The sequence below is a fragment of the Bacteroides sp. AM16-24 genome, from assembly GCF_003471885.1.
Lineage (GTDB): Bacteria > Bacteroidota > Bacteroidia > Bacteroidales > Bacteroidaceae > Bacteroides.
Genome location: NZ_QRKI01000006.1, coordinates 218,370 through 237,681 on the forward strand (window position 1 = coordinate 218,370; position 19,312 = coordinate 237,681).

At 43.9% G+C, this 19,312-nt stretch carries 19 protein-coding genes; 4 read left to right on the forward strand and 15 right to left on the reverse strand.

Annotated elements, in window-relative coordinates:
• The first annotated feature begins 14 nt into the window (after nt 1-14).
• Nucleotides 15-1,217, forward strand: a complete 1,203-nt coding sequence (locus tag DW182_RS09615) for an acetate kinase (RefSeq protein ID WP_044533819.1) — start codon at nt 15-17, stop codon at nt 1,215-1,217.
• A gap of 181 nt (nt 1,218-1,398) precedes the next feature.
• Entirely contained in the window at nt 1,399-2,799 is a 1,401-nt protein-coding gene (locus DW182_RS09620; protein WP_007660552.1) for an alkaline phosphatase, read from the forward strand.
• A 91-nt stretch (nt 2,800-2,890) separates the two neighbouring features.
• Here DW182_RS09620 and DW182_RS09625 read toward each other — a convergent pair whose 3' ends face one another.
• The 7 genes from DW182_RS09625 to efp form a co-directional block, all read right to left on the reverse strand.
• Nucleotides 2,891-3,100, reverse strand: a complete 210-nt coding sequence (locus DW182_RS09625; protein WP_118295354.1) for a hypothetical protein — start codon at nt 3,098-3,100, stop codon at nt 2,891-2,893.
• A 139-nt stretch (nt 3,101-3,239) separates the two neighbouring features.
• Complete coding sequence (locus tag DW182_RS09630) at nt 3,240-4,004, reverse strand: UDP-2,3-diacylglucosamine diphosphatase (RefSeq protein WP_044533817.1); 765 nt, start codon at nt 4,002-4,004, stop codon at nt 3,240-3,242.
• A 46-nt stretch (nt 4,005-4,050) separates the two neighbouring features.
• On the reverse strand, nt 4,051-4,362 hold the full coding sequence (locus tag DW182_RS09635; protein WP_044533816.1) for a metal-sulfur cluster assembly factor: 312 nt from the start codon (nt 4,360-4,362) through the stop codon (nt 4,051-4,053).
• Between the two features lie 362 nt (nt 4,363-4,724).
• Nucleotides 4,725-5,411 carry a DNA repair protein RadC gene (gene radC / locus DW182_RS09640; RefSeq protein WP_118295355.1) on the reverse strand — a complete coding sequence of 229 codons (687 nt, stop codon included), beginning with the start codon at nt 5,409-5,411 and terminating at the stop codon, nt 4,725-4,727.
• Between the two features lie 19 nt (nt 5,412-5,430).
• Nucleotides 5,431-6,420 (reverse strand): glycosyltransferase family 2 protein, encoded by a 990-nt coding sequence (locus DW182_RS09645; protein WP_044532891.1) that lies wholly within the window; start codon nt 6,418-6,420, stop codon nt 5,431-5,433.
• Nucleotides 6,421-6,425: 5 nt separating this feature from the next.
• A complete protein-coding gene (locus tag DW182_RS09650; protein ID WP_118295356.1) occupies nt 6,426-7,508 on the reverse strand; it encodes a YhcG family protein in 1,083 nt (360 codons plus the stop codon).
• A 166-nt stretch (nt 7,509-7,674) separates the two neighbouring features.
• Nucleotides 7,675-8,241: an elongation factor P gene (gene efp / locus DW182_RS09655; RefSeq protein ID WP_044532889.1), complete on the reverse strand. Its 567-nt coding sequence runs from the start codon at nt 8,239-8,241 to the stop codon at nt 7,675-7,677.
• A gap of 189 nt (nt 8,242-8,430) precedes the next feature.
• Here efp and rpmH point away from each other — a divergent pair, with 189 nt between their 5' ends.
• Nucleotides 8,431-8,592 carry a 50S ribosomal protein L34 gene (gene rpmH / locus DW182_RS09660; protein ID WP_002558970.1) on the forward strand — a complete coding sequence of 54 codons (162 nt, stop codon included), beginning with the start codon at nt 8,431-8,433 and terminating at the stop codon, nt 8,590-8,592.
• A gap of 85 nt (nt 8,593-8,677) precedes the next feature.
• Here rpmH and DW182_RS09665 read toward each other — a convergent pair whose 3' ends face one another.
• The 8 genes from DW182_RS09665 to DW182_RS09700 all read right to left on the reverse strand — a co-directional run bounded on the left by DW182_RS09665 (nt 8,678) and on the right by DW182_RS09700 (nt 16,298).
• Nucleotides 8,678-9,076, reverse strand: coding sequence for a rhodanese-like domain-containing protein (locus tag DW182_RS09665; RefSeq protein ID WP_370449801.1), 399 nt, complete (start codon nt 9,074-9,076; stop codon nt 8,678-8,680).
• Nucleotide 9,077: 1 nt separating this feature from the next.
• The gene (locus DW182_RS09670) at nt 9,078-9,767 is read right to left on the reverse strand and encodes a NigD-like C-terminal domain-containing protein (protein WP_044532888.1); all 690 of its coding nucleotides are present in this window, start codon (nt 9,765-9,767) and stop codon (nt 9,078-9,080) included.
• 8 nt (nt 9,768-9,775) lie between these two features.
• Nucleotides 9,776-10,933: an acyltransferase gene (locus DW182_RS09675; protein WP_118295357.1), complete on the reverse strand. Its 1,158-nt coding sequence runs from the start codon at nt 10,931-10,933 to the stop codon at nt 9,776-9,778.
• Between the two features lie 73 nt (nt 10,934-11,006).
• Nucleotides 11,007-11,981, reverse strand: coding sequence for a D-alanine--D-alanine ligase (locus DW182_RS09680; RefSeq protein ID WP_118295358.1), 975 nt, complete (start codon nt 11,979-11,981; stop codon nt 11,007-11,009).
• Nucleotides 11,978-13,051: an RluA family pseudouridine synthase gene (locus DW182_RS09685; protein WP_007660536.1), complete on the reverse strand. Its 1,074-nt coding sequence runs from the start codon at nt 13,049-13,051 to the stop codon at nt 11,978-11,980. The genes DW182_RS09680 and DW182_RS09685 overlap by 4 nt, the downstream gene beginning before the upstream one ends.
• A gap of 59 nt (nt 13,052-13,110) precedes the next feature.
• A complete protein-coding gene (locus DW182_RS09690) occupies nt 13,111-13,752 on the reverse strand; it encodes a PASTA domain-containing protein (protein WP_007660535.1) in 642 nt (213 codons plus the stop codon).
• A 271-nt stretch (nt 13,753-14,023) separates the two neighbouring features.
• Complete coding sequence (locus DW182_RS09695; RefSeq protein ID WP_021967945.1) at nt 14,024-14,977, reverse strand: acetylornithine carbamoyltransferase; 954 nt, start codon at nt 14,975-14,977, stop codon at nt 14,024-14,026.
• Between the two features lie 73 nt (nt 14,978-15,050).
• Nucleotides 15,051-16,298: a glutamate-5-semialdehyde dehydrogenase gene (locus tag DW182_RS09700; protein WP_118295359.1), complete on the reverse strand. Its 1,248-nt coding sequence runs from the start codon at nt 16,296-16,298 to the stop codon at nt 15,051-15,053.
• Nucleotides 16,299-16,877: 579 nt separating this feature from the next.
• Between DW182_RS09700 and DW182_RS09705 the strand changes: the two genes are divergently transcribed.
• A complete protein-coding gene (locus tag DW182_RS09705) occupies nt 16,878-19,307 on the forward strand; it encodes a glycoside hydrolase N-terminal domain-containing protein (protein WP_118295360.1) in 2,430 nt (809 codons plus the stop codon).
• The last annotated feature ends 5 nt before the right edge of the window (nt 19,308-19,312 follow it).

A 19,312-nucleotide genomic window follows, 5' to 3' on the forward strand; every position in this document is an offset into this window, starting at 1 on the left:
TCTGAATATATAAAATGAAAGTCTTAGTATTAAACTGCGGTAGTTCGTCCATCAAATATAAATTGTTTGATATGGATCATAAAGAAGTGATCGCACAGGGTGGTATCGAAAAAATTGGCCTGCAAGGTTCTTTCCTGAAATTTACTTTGCCTAACGGTGAAAAGAAAGTTCTGGAAAAAGATATTCCCGAACATACCGTAGGGGTAGAATTTATTCTGGATACATTGACCAGTCCTGAATATGGTGCTATCAAGTCTTTGAATGAAATTAACGCAGTAGGTCACCGTATGGTGCATGGGGGGGAGAAATTCAGTGAATCTGTATTACTGACGCAGGAAGTACTGGATGCTTTTACCGCTTGCAACGATTTGGCTCCGCTTCACAATCCTGCTAACCTGAAAGGTGTAAACGCTATCTCTGCTATATTGCCCAACGTACCGCAAATTGGTGTATTCGATACAGCATTCCACCAGACTATGCCTGACTATGCTTATTTGTATGCTATTCCTTACGAATTGTATAAGAAGTATGGCGTACGTCGTTATGGTTTCCACGGAACTTCTCACCGTTACGTTTCACAACGTGTGTGTGAATTTCTGGGTGTAAACCCTGAAGGAAAGAAGATTATTACTTGTCATATTGGCAATGGTGGTTCTATCACTGCTGTAAAAGATGGTAAGAGTATTGATACCAGTATGGGCTTGACTCCGTTGGAAGGCTTGATGATGGGTACACGTAGCGGTGACATTGATGCTGGTGCCGTAACTTTCATTATGGAAAAGGAGAACCTGACTGCTGCCGGTGTATCTGACCTGTTGAACAAGAAGAGTGGTGTAAAAGGTATCTTTGGAGTATCCAGTGATATGCGCGAGTTGGAAGCTGCTGTTGCTGCCGGTAACAATAAAATGGCCGACCTGACTGAAAATATGTATTTTTACCGTATTAAGAAGTATATCGGTGCTTATGCTGCTGCTTTGGGTGGCGTGGACATTATAGTGTTTACAGGTGGTGTAGGCGAAAATCAGGCTTCTTGTCGTTCAGGTGCATGCGAAGGTCTGGAATACATGGGTGTGAAACTGGATCTGGAAAAGAATAAGGTTCGTGGAGAAGAAGCGGTGATTTCTGCTGACGACTCTAAAGTGAAAGTTGTAGTTATCCCGACTGACGAAGAACTGATGATTGCCTCGGATACTATGGCTATCTTAAATAAGAAATAATCCTTGAAAAGTTAATAATCTCGCAATCGCGATGTAACAATGAAGCCGGAAGCAATGCAGATTGCCTTCCGGCTTTATTTTTTAACAGTATCTGCTCCAAGCACTGGCTTAAAATCCTTATCTTTGCTTGTCTCTTAAGAGAAAGCGACATTTATTCAAACTACTTTAAATATACCAATTTATGAAAAGATTCATGTATTTATTGTTCTTTGTCCTGTTGGCAGGTGTGACGTATGCCCAACAGGCAAAGTATGTATTTTATTTCATCGGTGATGGAATGGGAGTGAACCAGGTGAACGGTACGGAAATGTATCTGGCCGAACAGGAAGGACGCATTGGTGTGAAACCGTTGTTGTTTACTCAGTTCCCGGCTGTGGGTGTTGCTACTACTTTCTCTGCAACCAACTCTGTAACGGACTCTTCTGCTGCCGGAACAGCTCTGGCTACCGGAGTGAAGACGTATAACGGTGCTATCGGTATGGATGACCAGAAGAATGTGATTCAGACTGTTGCCGAGAAAGCTAAGAAAGCCGGGAAGAAAGTTGGTGTAACTACCAGTGTCAGTGTGGATCATGCTACCCCTGCTGCTTTCTATGCGCATCAGCCTAATCGTAATATGTATTACGAGATTGCTCTTGACTTGCCGAAGGCTAACTTTGATTTCTATGCAGGTGGTGGTTTCTTGAAGCCAACTACTACGGCTGACAAGAAAGAAGCTCCAAGCATTTTCCCCATCATTGAGGAAGCCGGTTATACGATTGCAAAAGGTGTAGACGATTTTAAAGCTAAAGCTGCTCAGGCTGATAAGATGGTGCTGATTCAGAAAGATGATGCCAACCCTTCTTGCCTGCCTTATTCTATTGACCGCAAAGATGGAGACTTGACTCTTGCAGAGATAACTGAAAGCGCTATTTCTTTTTTGACTAAGGGTAAGAATAAAGGTTTCTTCCTGATGGTAGAAGGTGGAAAGATAGACTGGTCTTGCCATTCAAATGACCCTGCTACTACTTTTGAAGAAGTGATAGATATGGACAATGCTATCAAAGTTGCGTATGAGTTTTATAAGAAGCATCCCAAAGAAACTTTGATTGTAGTAACGGCGGATCATGAAACTGGTGGTTTAGGATTGGGTACAGGCAAGTATGAATTGCATCTGAAAGCCTTGAAGAATCAAAAACAATCTCAGGATTTACTTTCTGTTGCTATCACTGATTTGCGTAAGGCAAAAGGACATGATGTAACTTGGGAAGATGCCAAAGCACTGTTAACAGAAAAGATGGGCTTTTGGAAAGAGTTGCCTTTGACTTGGGAACAGGAAAAGATATTGCGTGATGAGTTTGAACAGTCGTTTGTAAAGAACAAGGTCGTGTTCGAAGAAACTCTTTACTCAAAGACTGAACCGTTGGCTGCTTCTGCAAGAAAAGTAATGAGCCAGATTGCTATGGTAGGTTGGACAAGCGGCAGCCATACAGCAGGATATGTACCTGTATATGCGGTGGGTGCAGGTTCTAAGGAATTTGCTGGCAAATATGATAATACGGAAATCCCGAAGCGTATAGCAAAGGTTGCGGGATATAAGTAAGTTACGAGCTACGAGTTATGAGCTACAAGCTACAAGTACCATGCGGCATGATTGCGTAGCCCACTTGTAGCTTGTAGCTCGTAATTTGTAACTACTGTATTTCTTCCTTGACTATTTCGTCTATTTCTTCGAGACGTTTCTTTCGCTCTTTTGCAGACTTTACTTTCTGATCCTTGTACCCAAGATCTGTACGCTCAGAAACCTCTTCACTGAATTCCTCAAATTCATCCTTTGCCGGACGACCATGCGGGTCGATATTCTCTTCGGCAATCGCATTATTCCTATAAATCAAATCATCCATAACTATATATTTTTAATGGTTTATGGATATATTACAAGATTAAAATGAAAAGGTTTCGTTTATTTCCTTTTTCTCGGGGATATTTACAGAAGATTAAATAGACGAAGCATCTGTTTACAGTGCCGGTAGCAGATTAAATTCATAGTTTGGTTTCTCCTTCGATAAAGTTCTCAAGGAAAAGGTTCTCACCATCGAAAACGGCATAAGAGAAATAATTGATCCAGTCTCCCAGTATGGTGATACGGGCGGTAGCGCTCAGCATCAAATCCAGTTCGATGTGGCGGTGTCCGTAGATAAAGTAATTAATATTCGGATGGCTTTTCAGATACTCTTTGGTGTAGAGTATCAGGAATTCTTTGTCTTCACCCATATAGTCAGGCTCTTTGCCGTCAATACGTTTCAAGCGGCTCTGCTTGGCCCAGTTCAGTCCCAATTCCATACTCCAACGGGGATGTATGGCAGAAAAAAGAACTTGTAGAAACTCGTTGTGAAACATGGAACGCAGGAACTTGAATTTCTTGTCAGGATCACCCAAACCATCACCGTGGGCAAGGTAGAACTCCTTACCGTATATTTCCGTTGTAAGCGGTTCGCGATGCATGATGACACCGCACTCTTTAGTCAGATAGTCTCCGCACCAAATGTCATGGTTTCCTGTGAAGAAGTGCACTTCCACTCCTATATCCGTCAGTTCGGACAGTTTGCCCAGGAAACGGGTATAGCCTTTCGGCACAACGGTCTTGAATTCATACCAAAAGTCGAACATATCGCCCAGCAAATACACAGCAGATGCTTTGTACTTGATACTGTCGAGGAAGTTGACGAGGCGTCGTTCTTGTGTGCGCCCGTGTTCGATGGCACGTGAGCCGAGGTGTGCATCCGAAAGGAAATATACGTTCTTCATAACCGTGCTATTCAGCTTGTTACTAACTGCTTACTACTTGCGTTACTTATAAGAAACCCAATTCCAACTTGGCTTCTTCACTCATCATATCCTTGTCCCATTCCGGTTCGAATACCAGATTGATGGTGGCAGCAGTGACACCGTCCACTGATTCCACTTTCTGGCGCACGTCTTCCATAATAAAGTCGGCTGCCGGGCAGTTGGGAGCTGTCAGGGTCATGTCAATGTTAACTTCTCCGTTGTCGGAGACATCTATTTTGTAGATAAGTCCCAGGTCGTACACGTTTACCGGAATTTCCGGATCGAATACGGTCTTAAGCATCTCCACTATTTTTTCTTCTATTTCAAACTTGGTCATATTCGTATTATTTTAGTTAGGCAAAGATAGTTGAAACCGAAAACAGAAGCAAATTTATTTGCATTATGCTGAGCACAGACTATCTTCTTAAAGCAAAGCTAAAGAAATAAATTGAAACTACAAAGGAACGGGTTTTGAAAAAGCCTGTTATAGATACTCAGCAAACAGATTATTAAAGCCTCTCCCATCAAACATTACTCCCTTTCATTTGCATCCTTTATTGTTCTGATGTAAAAGATGCCATCTTTAGCAGCAAAACATGCCATCTTTTGATGTGAAAGATGCCACCTTTTGTAGCAAAAGATGCTATCTTTTGCAATGGTGCTAAGGGAGATGCGGGCGACTTCTTTTAATCCTTTCTCTCAAATCATTCCTTCATCGTTAAAACTATAATATACTCCGTCTGTTACAATAACATGGTCGATGAGGCGGATGTTCATGGTTTGAGCTCCTTTCTGGACAAGTTGCGTCAGACGTTGGTCGTCTGTGCTTGGGCGGGAGCTGCCCGAAGGATGGTTGTGTATCAGGGCTATTTGTGTGGCACGCTGCATTAAAGCTTCACGCAAGATACTGCGTACATCAGCAGTGGTCTGGTCAATACCACCTCGGCTGATGCGGGATTTGTCGATGACGCGGGAGGCTTGGTTGAGGAGCAGAACCCAGAACTCTTCGTGTGCCAGGTCGCAGAGAAGCGGATGGAAGATTTCGTAGATGTCTTTGGAAGAGCGGATGGTGGTGCGTTCCGGACGCTCTTGTAGTTTGCGACGTTTGCCCAGTTCCAGTGCTGCCATGATGGTGATACTTTTGGCAGGACCGAAGCCTTTGAAGCGGGAGAAGTCCTGTACTTCCCATTTACCCAATTGGTTCAGGTCGTTACTGCAGGTGGAAAGTACTCGTTGCATAAGTGATACTGCGCTTTCTTCTGTGTTTCCCGAACCGATAAGGATGGCAAGCAATTCGGCATCGCTTAAGGCTTCTGCACCTTTCAGCATCATCTTTTCCCGCGGGCGGTCTTCTTCGGCCCATTGGTTGATAGTTAGTTTTTTCATGTTAATTGTGAATTGCTAATCACTTATAAAAGTTCTTTTTGAAAGCTTCGAATTCATCTTTGCCGAGTATACAGCGGTTCCACCAGGCTCTCCAGAATCCTGTGCCATATCCGATAAGTTGGATAAAGGAGGCGGCAATGGAATAGATGCCGATGCGCAGGCTTCGGTTCTGGATAGAAGAATCCGCACATACCAGTAGCGCATATAAAACGATGGGCGTCAGGCTGTAAAGGCAGAAAGGACTACCAAGTAATAGTATAGCTACTCCCAATGTGAATGCGGCGGGCAAGAGATGAACAACTTTCAAAGACTCCGGATATTTCTTATACAGATTGATCCGTGCAATCCCTGAATTGTGCACTTGTTTGAAGAACTTCTTTAAGTCTGTGCGGCGTTTATGATACACCCATGCGTCAGGAAACAGCCGGCAGCGATAACCGCCTTTGAATATGCGGATACTGAAGTCTATATCTTCTCCGAAACGCATTTTAGAGAATCCCCCCAATGCGGCATATACATCTCGCTTGACACCCATATTGAAGCTGCGTGGATAGAATTTATCCATTTTCTTTTTTCCTCCCCGGATGCCTCCGGTAGTGAAGAAGGAAGTCATGGAGTAGTTGATAGCTTTTTGTATATCCGTAAAAGACTCATGTGCCCGGTCCGGTCCGCCGAAGGCATCGGCAGGGTTAATCTGCAGTTCTTTCTCGATGGCGGCAAGATAGCCTTTGGGCAGGATACAGTCAGAATCTAAAATGATCAGATACTCTCCGGTACTCCGTTCGGCACCGTAGTTGCGGGTTTGTCCGGGACCGGAATTGGGTTTGTTATAATAGTGTATGTCCAGTTGCTTCTGGTACCTGTCCACTACTTCCTTGCAGGGGATGGAGGAACCGTCTTCCACAATCACGACTTCAAAGTCTTTGAAACTTTGTTCAGTCAGACTTTGCAAGAGTTCGTCCACTTCATCGGGACGATTATATACAGGAACGATGACGGAGTATCTCATAGGTGTTAATCTTTTAGTTCGTTTTCTATTTCTTCAATACTGGGTAGGGTACTCTTGAAATCTTTGGGAAAGAGGTGATTTAAGTCATATTCTGATATACCGATGGGCAGGTTGGCTGTATCCAGCGTATATCGTGCCACTATGTTGTTCTTGCTTTTGCAAATTAGCAATCCTATTGTTGGATTGTCTTGTGGCAGTTTCATCTCATTATTGATGGCAGAGACATAGAAACCTAACTTACCGATATATTCGGGCTGGAAGTCTCCCGTTTTTAATTCTATCACTACATAACTGCGTAGTTTGAGATGATAAAATAGCAGATCAATAAAGAATTCATCACCACCGATTTCAAGGCGGACTTGCCGTCCTACATAGGCAAAAACATTTCCTAATTCAATGAGAAATTTGGTGATATTGTCAGTTAGGGCATCTTCCAACTCCCGTTCAAGATAGCCATCACGCAGGGTGAGGAAGTCGAAATTATAAGGGTCTTTCAATGTTTGTTGTGCTAAATCGCTTTGGAGGGCAGGTAATGTGTTCTTGAAATTACTGATTGCCTTTCCTTCAGTTTCAAAAAGATTAGCACTCATATAGTTGATTAGGATATTACGACTCCAACCCTGTTTGATGGTTTTTTGGACATAAAACAGGGCTTCATTAGTAGATTTAGCCTTGGTAATAATATGCTTTTGATGTCCCCAAGGAATACTAAATATAGCTTCAAGAATTTCTGCCTCAACTTGGGGCTGAATTACTTCTTGCTTTTTTGACTTTATTTTAGCCCCAACTTGGGGCTGATTCTGTCCATAAAATAAATAGAACCTTTTTATGTAGCGTAGGTTCGTTTCAGAAAATCCTCCTAAGTTAGAGAATTCCTCTTTGAGGTCTAAACTAATTTGGGACATTATGTTAGTTCCCCATTTTGCTTCCGCTTTCAACCGGACTATATCCCTTCCTATACTCCAGTATAATCGTAATAACTCCGTATTTACTTTTACCGCTGCCTTAATCTGGCTCTGGCGAATACGCTGTTTCAGTTCGCCTATCCACTCTTTATATTCGTTGTCTGTCTTTATCAGTTTACTCATGGTGCAATTCTATTGCTTATTGCTTACAAAGATAAACCATTCTTTTCCGATAATCTTCCCAATCGTATATTCTTTTGCTCCCCTATAGAAAAAAGCTGCCTGCCAGAAGTGTTTAATTCTTCTGACAGGCAGCTTGTATAATCGTACAATGTACTCGGGAAACGGCTTATGCCTTCACACGGCTTACATAAGAACCGTCGCGAGTATCGATTTCAATCATTTCGCCTTCGTTGATAAACAACGGAACGCGTACAGTCGCACCAGACTCTACAGTGGCAGGTTTCAATGTGTTTGTTGCAGTGTCACCTTTTACACCTGGTTCTGTATAAGTAATCTTCATCTGAACTTTTATGGGCATATCAGCATAAAGAACAGTTTCAGTGGAAGCGTCCGATACTACGTCCAGTACACTTCCTTCCAGCAGGAAGTCAACACCGTTGATCAGGTCGTGAGCAATAGGATGTTGGTCAAAAGTTTCCTGGTTCATGAAGATATAATCTTCACCTTCTTTATATAAGAACTGATAAGGACGACGCTCTACGCGTACATCTTCCAGTTTTTCACCGATATTAAAACGACGTTCCAGCACATAGCCATTTACTACGTCTTTCAGTTTAACACGCATGAAAGTGTTACCTTTTCCCGGCTTTACATGCAGGAAGTCAATACAGAAATACAACTTGTTGTCCATACGGATGCAAGTTCCGATTTTAATGTCTTGGGCATTAATCATACTAATATTTTTTATTTTAGATGTTATATAATTGTCTTCAGTGAGCTTTGCGGGTGCAAAAGTAATGGAAATCAGTAAAAATCGCAAAAAGTTTTGAGAGAAAAAGACTTAACTCTTGGTTATTTTGAAAAAAGTCCCTATTTTTGCAGCCCGATTACGTGAAATAATAACATAAAACAATATACAGTAATGAAAAGAACATTTCAACCCTCTAACAGAAAGAGAAAAAACAAACACGGTTTCCGTGAGAGAATGGCTTCCGCTAACGGTCGCAGAGTATTAGCTGCACGTCGTGCTAAAGGCCGCAAGAAACTGACTGTTTCTGACGAATACAACGGAGTAAAAGCATAAGCGAACTCTTTGTAATAAAGAATAAGAAAGCCGCAAAGGACTGATAAAGTGCTTTGCGGCTTTTCTATTTGAACCAATTGGTTTCTTACTCTATATTTTCTTCTATTTCTTTTCCTGCCTTCTTCCATTCTTCGAAACCTTTATCAAGGTCATAAACCACATAACCTTTCTCGCTGAGGATGGCAGCAGCTTTCTTACTGCGTTTGCCACTACGGCAATATAAGGCAACAGGTCTATCTTTTTGCAGGGTTGAATCTGCAATTTCGGCAAAAGTCTTATCAAGCACATTAATGTTGATGCTCTTTGGAATGTGAGATTCCGAATATTCGGCTAAGGTACGTACATCCAGACGTTGCATTTCAGGATTGGCAATCAGTGTGGAGAAATCTTCCACAGAGACGGACTTAAAGTCTCCTTTCTGCTGACAGGAGAAAAGTGATGAGAAAAACAGGCAAATGCCTGCAATAAAAGAATTCATTTTCATCTTATTGAGGATTATATTCAAATTCGTAAGTCGCTTCTTTGCCAGAATACGTGTTGATGCTGAGATAAACCGTTATTTTATTAATTCCATCCTCTGCATACTGCCGTAATGGGACGGATGCATAAGCACGTTTGGTATAAGCCTGTACATCTCCGCCATCATCATGATAGAGGGATAGGCGTACGATCCGGGTTCCTGCTTCTATGTCCGTGATGATTTCATCTTCTATAAAGTGGAATGCATGGCTTTTATTTTGTGATTTGATTTCCAACATTAAATTCAGGTAATCAATGCCCATCCAGATGCTTAATACATTTACCGGATCACGTTTTATTCCATCTTCAAATTTATCCTCGGGTTGTGGAACAGGAGATATTGCTTTTAGTACCGCATACAATTTTGCTCCGGACTCTCCATTGGCAGTTGCTGCCTTGCCATAGTTGCTGACAATGCGGAGGGAAGAATTGGCATCTATACGTGTGTTTGATGCATCTTCCACTACTGCAAGCGCCTCACCTTCATCTGTCAATATGGACTGCAAACTACCGTCGGCACCTGCTTGGGCAGTCAGGAAGTCCAGTTTCACAGATGGATAATAGTAGTCGTCATCATCGCTACAGGAAACCAGTACACATAACAGCATAGGCAAAAGCCAGGATAAAGAAACCGGAAATTGTAACTTATCTTTCATTGTTTATTCTATTTTGGATTATCAGTTTGGGTAGCCAAATAATTCGTCAACGGATTGGCATACATCAGCAATATCTTTTCATGCAAGAACGGCATATCCTTATTGGGCAGTTCGATGCGGGCAAGTTGTTGGTCGATGTAGTCCATGAAATGCTTCTTCTCTTCGGCTGTGTACTGACCAGCGAAGGTGCCAGTACCCGATAAAGAATCATGGGCTATGTAATTACCGGGATACAAACGATAATTCGTATGAATATTCCGGTCTATGAGTGCAGCAATTTCTGAGAATAACTCCGGTTTGGGAAGAGAACGATCTAATTTAGCCAGTTCTCCATTGATGCAGGGAGCCACCTGGAAGTGTACATGTCCCTTTGCACCGAACAGTCCGGTTTGCATATTCTTTAAGTCATCAGCTTGCGTCTTTTTGTAATCCGGTATATCCCGTTTCAACTGAAATTCCTGTGCTTTCAGGTAATCACAGGGATCGTATTCATATGAAATGGCCAATGGGACAATATTCATTTCAGTCAGACGATCAATAATATCGCCTTCTCCGCCCATGGCAAGCATTTTGAGCACACTTTCCTGGGTGCGGTCATTGGAGTCTTTGGCGCGTCCTTCACGCTGGGCAATCCAGATGGATTGATTCTTATCCTTAATGGTGTGATGCATATAGCGTGACATACGTCCAGAGGATTCCAACATCTGGCGCATGGTCAGGGTGCGTTGTACTATGAAGGATTTGTTGACACGTACGAACTTCTTAATCCAAGGATAGATCAGTAGATTATCACCGATGGCGATTTCTACTGTGTCCATGCCTTTGTCTATCAATTCTACTGACAGGAAACCAGAATCAAGAATGATGTCGCGATGGTTAGAGATGTAAGTGTAAGCAGATTCATGCTCCGGCTGTGCTGTATGGTCTAAAGTCACTCCCTGAGTCGTATCTCGGGAAAACTTTCTCAGAATAACGTAACAGAATGCTTTCTGAAACTCTAATTTTGTCTTGCAAGCACGCATTTTCTGCGCAAGCGCCTCAAAAGGAACTTCTGGAAAGACAGCAGACGCCACCTGCTGGAAAGCCGGATCGGCAATCAATTCCTCGTAAATCTGAGGGAGTTCCTCGTCATGATAAGGGCGGATTTCATCAAATTCCATATTCATAATGATTAACGTTTAGTTGGTTGTGAATAGTGAAGCTGCTGAGTGCCAATCACTGATCATTAACCCTTAGTCACTAAAACTGGTTCTCAATTATATCAGTCATTACATCTTTAATGTCTAAACCTGCAGCACGTACCTGTTGGGGTATAAAACTGGTGGCCGTCATTCCGGGTGTAGTGTTCACTTCCAGCAGGTTGATTTTATCTCCGGCAGTGATAATATAATCTACGCGGATGATGCCGGAAGCTCCCAGGATATCATAGATGGCTGAAGTCAAAGTCTGTATCCGGTGAGTCAGATCGTTGGAGATACGGGCGGGAGTAATTTCAGAAACCTGTCCGTTATACTTGGCGTCGTAGTCGAAGAATTCATTCTCTGTTACTACTTCCGTAATAGGGAATACTACTGAATTCTTTTTTGTCTTATAGCAACCGCAGGTTACTTCCGTACCTTCCATAAAGGCTTCCACCAGGACTTCCTGTGCTTCACCAAATGCCTTAACAATGGCAGGCTGTATTTGTTCTTTGGTCTTCACCTTGGTTACGCCAAAGCTGGAACCACCCAGGCTGGGCTTGATGAAACAAGGCAAACCAATCTTCTCTATTACATCTTCATCGGAAATAGACTGTCCCTGACGGAGTACTAAAGACTCTGCAATGCGCACACCGAATACTTTTAGATATTGGTTGCACGCAAACTTATCGTAAGTAAGTGCGGCTGCCAATACACCACAACAGGAATAAGGGATATGAAGAAGGTCGAAATAACCTTGCAAACGTCCGTCTTCACCCGGAGTTCCATGAATGGTGATATAGGCAAAGTCAAATGTCACCTTCTTGCCATCTACCTGAAAACTGAAATCGTTCCGGTCGATGGGAGCTTTGTTGCCGTCAGGAAGTTGCACGTGCCAGTCGAGTCCGTGCATTTCGACGATATATAATGTATACTTCTCCTTATCGATAAAGGAATAGATTCCTTGCGCACTGCGCAGGGAAACCTGGAATTCGGAGGTATCACCTCCGCAAACGATAGCAATCGTGCGTTTCATTCTAAATCTCTGTTACTGATATAGCCTCTCCATTTGTCTATCAGCTGGGTCATGTCGTCGGGCATTTCAGAAGTGAAGTACATTTCCTCACCGGTGGCGGGATGTACAAAGCCCAACGTCATTGCGTGTAATGCCTGCCGTGGACAAGTATCGAAGCAATTGTTTACAAACTGTTTGTATTTACTAAAATGAGTACCTTTCAGAATTTCGTGTCCGCCATAGCGCTCATCATTAAAGAGTACGTGGCCGATGTGCTTCATGTGTACACGTATCTGATGGGTACGTCCCGTTTCGAGAATACACTCCACAAGGGTGACGTAACCCAGACGTTCCAATACCCGGTAATGGGTAACAGCATGTTTACCCTGGTCGTCGGGCAACACGGTCATCTGCATACGGTCTTTGGGATTCCGGCCGATGTTACCTATAATGGTTCCTTCGTCCTGTTCAACGATTCCCCATACCAATGCACGATAACGTCGTTTGGTGGTTTTGTTGAAGAACTGTATGCCGAGATTGGTTTTGGCGTCCGGTGTCTTTGCTATAACGAGCAAACCGGAAGTATCTTTGTCGATGCGGTGCACCAGACCGACATGCGGGTCGTTGGCATCGTAATCGGGGTTATCTTTCATGTGCCAGGCTATGGCGTTCACTAGAGTTCCGTGGTAGTTACCGTGTCCCGGATGCACAACAAGTCCGGCAGGTTTATTCACTATCATGAGGTATTTGTCCTCATAAACAATATTGAGTGGAATGTCTTCGGGAATGACTTCGTTTTCGTAGCGTGGACGGTCCATCATAATGGTAATGACGTCCATAGGCTTCACTTTATAGCTGCTTTTGACAGGCTTATTATTAGCCATTACAAAACCTGCTTCTGCTGATTTCTGAATGCGGTTGCGTGAAGCATTTGTCAGACGATCGAAAAGGTACTTATCTACGCGCATCATTTCCTGTCCCCTGTCCACTACCACACGGAAGTGTTCATAGAGTTGGGCCTCATCACCGACAGGCTCTACGTCGTCCAGGTCATCATCAATCGCTATGTCATCCGGCAATTCTTCTATCATTCCTCGTTTTTTCTATGTGTTATTATGATTGAAAGTTGCTTATTCTCCAAATATAATGTTTAGAACCAAGAGTCGTCAGTAGCAGAATCACCGGAAGAAACAGAACCTGTGGTTTCCGTATTTGTAGAATCTGACTCTTGAGCTAAGGCTCCGCCATCCCCTACTATTAGGGTAAGTGTGGAACCTACGGGAACTTTTTCACCGTTGGTCAGTGTGCGTCCTTTGTACTTTACGCCGTACACCCAATCTTTCTCACCGGCTATGTATTCGTTTTCGGCCAGCTTGAAACCGGTCGCTAATAAACGTGCCTGTGCCTGACGCATGGAACTATTATCTGCTACGTCGGGAACAATTTGTAAAGGTACATTCAGTGTGTTTATTGTCAGATAGATGGTGCGTCCTTCTTTTACTTTCTGTCCGGCAGCAGGATTATGTTCAAGGATGCATCCGGCGGGTAAGTTCTTTACGTAACTGGAGTCGGAAACAATACAGGTCAGTCCTTGGTTGCGGAACATTTTTTCGGCTTCAGTCACTCCCATGCCTTTTACATTGGGCACTACTACCGCTTCGCCGTGACGGGTATATATATCCAGTCCCTTCAAAACTCCAAACAGTACAAGGGCAACCACAACGATCATTGCAATCAGGTTTACCCAGAAAAATTTATTCTGTCGGAAAGAAAAAAACTCTTTTATTGTCATAATCCTTAGCGTTATTTGGGGCAAAGATAATGCAAACCGAAAGCAGTACAAAATAAGCTTGCTTATTTTTAATGCTGAGGTGCAGCTTATCTTCGCTTTAGGCAAAGATAATGTAAACTGAAAGCAGTACAAAATAAGCTTGCTTATTTTTAATGTTGAGGTGCAGCTTATCTTTGCTTTTTGAGCAAAAATACAAATTTCGCCTTAGAGTGTAAGACAAACTAAGGCGAAACTTGTATAATAGTTCAATGTCCATTGTCCGGATCACTTTTTAAAGTGACTCAAGTAGTCTTTTCAATACTACTGTAGCCGATATTTCACGGTTGGCGGCTTCGGGGATTACAATGGATTGAGGGCTTTCGATGACATCATCCGTTACAATCATATTACGGCGTACAGGCAGACAGTGCATAAAGTAGGCGTTGTTGGTTACAGCCATTTGGCGGTCGCTTACTGTCCATTCACGGTCCTTACTTAGAATTTGTCCGTAATTATCGCCTGCATAGGCAGCCCAGTTCTTGGCATAGATGAAGTCTGCACCTTCGAATGCTTTCATCTGGTCGTATTCTACACGGGCATGTCCTACAAATTGCGGGTCGAGTTCGTAGCCTTCGGGATGAGTGATGACAAAATCATAATCTGTAGCATTCATCCACTCTGCAAATGAGTTGGGCACGGCTTGTGGCAATGGACGCGGATGCGGTGCCCAGGTCATTACTACTTTAGGACGTGCCGTTTTCTTGTATTCTTCAATAGTGATGAGGTCGGCGAAACTTTGCAACGGATGGCGCGTAGCTGCTTCCATTGAAAATACAGGGCGTCCGGAATATTTAATGAACTGGTTTATGATGATTTCGTTGTAATCATCTTCTTTATTCTCGAATCGTGCGAAGGAGCGTACACCGATGATGTCGCAATAGCAGCCCATTACGGGGATAGCTTCCAACAGGTGCTCCGGTTTGTCACCGTCCATAATGACTCCGCGTTCCGTTTCCAGTTTCCATGCTCCCTGGTTGATGTCCAGTACGATTACATTCATACCCAGGTTTATTGCAGCTTTCTGCGTACTGAGGCGGGTACGCAGGCTTGAGTTGAAGAATATCATCATCAACGTCTTGTTTCGTCCTAACTCTACGTATTTGAAACGGTCTTTCTTAATTTCAAATGCTTCATCCAGTGCAGCTTTCAGATTCCCGATGTCCTGCACACAAGTAAACTTCTTCATCTTATATATTTATGATTTATAATTTATGATTTATGGTGGGGCTTTGGCTGATCACTTATCACTCTGCCACTTATCACTCCCTTATCTGTCCTTCGCCTTCGATAATCCATTTATATGTGGTGAGCTCTTCCAGCGCCATCGGACCGCGGGCGTGAAGTTTCTGTGTACTGATGCCGATTTCGGCACCCAACCCGAACTGCGCTCCGTCCGTGAAGGACGTTGGTACGTTGACATACACACAGGCGGCATCCACATCACGGCAGAACTGTTCGGCATGAGCTTTATCATTCGTTACGATGCATTCGCTATGCTTGGAGCCGTATTTTTGGATATGTGCTATGGCTTCGCGGATAGACTGGACGGTTTTGACAGACATTTTGTAATCCAGAAATTCCGTTCCAAAATCTTCTTCCGTAGCTTCTTTCAGTAAATCGGTGGGATAGCTGCCTTTCAGGACATCGTATGCATGCGTATCTGCGTAGATTATCACATGGCTATCTGGCAACGGAGCGCAAAGTACCGGCAGGTCACTGAGGCGCTCTTCATCAATCAGCAGGCAATCTAAAGCGTTGCATACACTGACGCGACGGGTTTTGGCATTGTTGATAATGGCGGCACCTTTCTCCACATCACCATAGCGGTCGAAGAATGTATGGCAGATACCTGCACCTGTTTCAATAACCGGTATGGTAGCATTCTGACGCACAAAGTTGATGAGGCTACTGCTGCCACGGGGAATAAGCAAATCCACATACCCCCTTGCATTTAGCAGTTCGGCTGTTGCTTCTCTGTCGGCAGGCAATAACTCTACGATATGAGGGTTGACTTGGAAACGTTCCAAAACTTCGTGTATTACGCTAATAATAGCCCTGTTGGAGTAGTCAGCATCGCTGCCGCCTTTCAATATACAGGCATTGCCGCTTTTCAGACAAAGTGCGAATACGTCGAAACTAACGTTCGGACGAGCCTCGTATATGATGCCGATAACACCGAATGGAACACTTATTTTTTTAAGTCTCATTCCTTTGGGGTGTGTATTTTCCTTCAGTATATGCCCTACGGGAGAGGGGAGGGTAGCTACGTTGCGTGTATCCGCTGCGATGCCTTGAAGGCGTTCGGCGGTTAATTTCAGTCGGTCGTACTTCGGATCTTTAGGATCCATTCTTTCCAGATCTTTCTTGTTCTCTGCGAGAATAAAGTCTGACTTTGCCAAGGCGGCATCCGCTACAGCCAGCAGTATCTGATTGATTTTCCGGTCGCTTAACGACAGCAATTCCCGACTGGCTTCCTGCACGGTGGCAAATACTTTGTTTAAGTCCATCTTCTTTGTACTTTTTGTAGTTGATTATTCTGCAAATGTAGTAATTATATTGGGAATGCCTGCTTTATCTCTTTGAAAAAGAATGTGTAGAGAAAGAAGGGGATGGCAGGGCTCTATATACCATTTTCTCATTTTTGACGGGATATGAACATACTTTCCCCTCCTGATTCGCATGAATAATATAAGTTTCAGAGGTTAAGCCGCCGCATCGCCACTTTTATCTCTTTTCGCTGCGATGGTTAAGGAAAATCGTAGTAGATACTTATTCTTTCCACCATGGAGAAAGTTGCTTTCCATCACGGGGAAACTTTCTTTCCACCATGGTGGAAAGAAAGAACCTCCACGGTGGAAAGAATAAACGTTCGGATGGAAAAGGCTAACCGTTGGAAGGGAAAAAGCATAGGAATGCCTAAGAACGGAGTTAGCTATTGCATTTAATTCATTTTTGTACGATTTTGAGTAAATTCCATCATCCAATATGCATTAATATAATTTTAAGTCGATATTAATGCATTTTCATTGAATTTATTAATGAGATACGCTTTTCTTTGCATTTGGAAAATGTAAATTTTAAGAATCATGAAAAACCGTTTAATAAGTCTGTGCCTGCTGTGTGCTTGTTGCATGATGGTCAAAGCTGACGATCTGAAACTGTGGTATAAGCAACCGGCTAAAGTATGGACTGAAGCATTACCTCTGGGTAATTCGCGTTTAGGCGCCATGGTCTATGGCGGAGTAGTTAACGAGCAAATACAGCTGAATGAAGAGACCGTCTGGGGTGGTGGTCCGCACCGGAACGATAGTCCGAAGGCACTCGGCGTATTGCCTACGGTCAGGGAGTTGCTTTTTTCCGGACGTGAGAAGGAAGCTGAAAAAGTGATTGCCGATAACTTTTTTACCGGACAACATGGTATGCCGTTCCAAACCATTGGCAGTTTAATGCTGGAATTTGAAGGACATGCTGACTATTCCGATTATCGCAGGGAACTGGATTTGGAGAAAGCGATAGCCTCTGTACGTTATAAAATAGGTGAAGTAAACTATACTCGTACCGTGTTTACATCCTTGGCAGATAATGCTCTGATTGTGCGTATCGAAGCCGACAAACCGGGAGCAGTCAATTTTACCACTCGATATAGCACTCCGTACAAAGAATACGAAATAAAAAAGAACGGTAAAAGCTTGCTGCTGTCCGGACATGGCTCTGCACACGAAGGCATTCCGGGTGCCATCCGCTTTGAAACCCGTACGCAGATAAAGGCCGAGAAAGGCAAAGTCAACGTCACCAACGACTGTATCGAAGTGAAAGGAGCAGACGCAGCAGTGATCTATGTAACCGCTGCTACTAACTTTGTCAATTATAAAGACGTAAGTGCCAATGAAACCCGCCGTGCAACAGAGTTCTTGTCGCAGGCCATGAAACGCCCCTATGCACAAGCCCTTGCAGCTCATGAGGAAGCTTATCAAAAGCTGTTCGGACGTGTCTCGCTGAATGTAGGTGCTTCCAGCAAAGAAGAAACTTCCTACCGCATTAAGCACTTTAACGAGGGAAAAGACCTGGGATTGGTAGCCCTGATGTTCCAGTTCGGACGTTATTTGCTTATCTCTTCTTCACAACCCGGTGGGCAGCCTGCAGGTTTGCAAGGCATTTGGAATCATGAATTGCTGGCTCCGTGGGATGGAAAATATACTATCAATATCAATACGGAAATGAACTACTGGCCGGCAGAAGTAACTAATCTGCCCGAAATGCATCAACCTCTTTTCCAGATGGTGAAAGAACTGTCCGAGTCGGCACAAGGCACTGCGCGTACTTTGTATGATTGCCGGGGTTGGACGGTGCATCATAATACGGACCTGTGGCGCATGGCCGGTCCGGTGGATGGTGCTTCGTATGTTTGGCCTTTGGGCGGTGCGTGGCTCAGTCAGCACTTGTGGCAACATTATCTCTATACAGGAGATCAGGCTTTCCTACAGACTGCCTATCCGGCTTTGAAAGGGGCAGCTGATTTCTTCCTCGATTTCCTGGTAGAGCATCCTAAGTACGGTTGGATGGTTTGTGCACCGTCTATGTCTCCCGAGCAAGGTCCTCCGGGAACAGGAACCATGTTGACCGCTGGATGTACCATGGATACTCAGATAGTATTGGATGCTTTGACTTCCGTACTGTCCGCCACGAAGTTGTTATATCCCGATCATACATCGTATTGCGATAGCCTGCAAGGCATGATCAAGCGCTTGCCTCCTATGCAGATAGGCAAACATAACCAGTTGCAGGAATGGCTTGCTGATGTGGATGACCCGCATAATGATCACCGTCATGTTTCCCATTTGTATGGGCTTTATCCGAGTAATCAGATTTCTCCTTATGCCCATCCTCAGCTTTTCCAAGCCGCTAAGCGTTCGCTCCTCTATCGGGGTGATATGGCTACGGGATGGTCTATCGGCTGGAAAATTAATCTTTGGGCACGCCTACTCGATGGAGATCATGCGTATACAATTATTAAAAATATGCTGAAGCTGGTGGAGAAGGGTAATCCTGACGGACGCACTTATCCGAATATGTTCGATGCACACCCGCCTTTCCAAATTGACGGAAACTTCGGTTTCACGGCAGGCGTAGCCGAAATGTTGCTTCAAAGCCATGATGAAGCTCTGCACCTGTTACCTGCCCTGCCTACGGCATGGAACAAAGGTAGTGTGAAAGGTCTGGTGGCACGTGGTGCTTTCGAAGTTGATATGGACTGGGATGGCGGTGAGCTGACGACGGCTATTGTAACTTCACGTATCGGTGGAAACTTGCGTATACGTTCGTATGTACCGCTGGAAGGTGCCGGCTTGAAAGAAGCTAAAGGTGAGAACCCGAACCCGTTGATGAAACGTGGAGATATCAAGGAGCCCTTGGTGGCAGAGGGCCTAAAGGCGCAGTACCCCATCCTGTACAGGATATACGAGTATGATATACAGACCCGACCGGGAGAAAAGTACACATTGCAAAGAGCGTTTTAAAAAAG

Bases quoted from the DNA above. Each gene is read 5' to 3' on its own strand.
- DW182_RS09615 (WP_044533819.1), top strand. From the start codon at position 15: ATGAAAGTCTTAGTATTAAACTGCGGTAGTTCGTCCATCAAATATAAA.
- DW182_RS09620 (WP_007660552.1), top strand. From the start codon at position 1,399: ATGAAAAGATTCATGTATTTATTGTTCTTTGTCCTGTTGGCAGGTGTG.
- DW182_RS09625 (WP_118295354.1), bottom strand. From the start codon at position 3,100: ATGGATGATTTGATTTATAGGAATAATGCGATTGCCGAAGAGAATATC.
- DW182_RS09630 (WP_044533817.1), bottom strand. From the start codon at position 4,004: ATGAAGAACGTATATTTCCTTTCGGATGCACACCTCGGCTCACGTGCC.
- DW182_RS09635 (WP_044533816.1), bottom strand. From the start codon at position 4,362: ATGACCAAGTTTGAAATAGAAGAAAAAATAGTGGAGATGCTTAAGACC.
- radC (WP_118295355.1), bottom strand. From the start codon at position 5,411: ATGAAAAAACTAACTATCAACCAATGGGCCGAAGAAGACCGCCCGCGG.
- DW182_RS09645 (WP_044532891.1), bottom strand. From the start codon at position 6,420: ATGAGATACTCCGTCATCGTTCCTGTATATAATCGTCCCGATGAAGTG.
- DW182_RS09650 (WP_118295356.1), bottom strand. From the start codon at position 7,508: ATGAGTAAACTGATAAAGACAGACAACGAATATAAAGAGTGGATAGGC.
- efp (WP_044532889.1), bottom strand. From the start codon at position 8,241: ATGATTAATGCCCAAGACATTAAAATCGGAACTTGCATCCGTATGGAC.
- rpmH (WP_002558970.1), top strand. From the start codon at position 8,431: ATGAAAAGAACATTTCAACCCTCTAACAGAAAGAGAAAAAACAAACAC.
- DW182_RS09665 (WP_370449801.1), bottom strand. From the start codon at position 9,076: ATGAAAATGAATTCTTTTATTGCAGGCATTTGCCTGTTTTTCTCATCA.
- DW182_RS09670 (WP_044532888.1), bottom strand. From the start codon at position 9,767: ATGAAAGATAAGTTACAATTTCCGGTTTCTTTATCCTGGCTTTTGCCT.
- DW182_RS09675 (WP_118295357.1), bottom strand. From the start codon at position 10,933: ATGAATATGGAATTTGATGAAATCCGCCCTTATCATGACGAGGAACTC.
- DW182_RS09680 (WP_118295358.1), bottom strand. From the start codon at position 11,981: ATGAAACGCACGATTGCTATCGTTTGCGGAGGTGATACCTCCGAATTC.
- DW182_RS09685 (WP_007660536.1), bottom strand. From the start codon at position 13,051: ATGATAGAAGAATTGCCGGATGACATAGCGATTGATGATGACCTGGAC.
- DW182_RS09690 (WP_007660535.1), bottom strand. From the start codon at position 13,752: ATGACAATAAAAGAGTTTTTTTCTTTCCGACAGAATAAATTTTTCTGG.
- DW182_RS09695 (WP_021967945.1), bottom strand. From the start codon at position 14,977: ATGAAGAAGTTTACTTGTGTGCAGGACATCGGGAATCTGAAAGCTGCA.
- DW182_RS09700 (WP_118295359.1), bottom strand. From the start codon at position 16,298: ATGGACTTAAACAAAGTATTTGCCACCGTGCAGGAAGCCAGTCGGGAA.
- DW182_RS09705 (WP_118295360.1), top strand. From the start codon at position 16,878: ATGAAAAACCGTTTAATAAGTCTGTGCCTGCTGTGTGCTTGTTGCATG.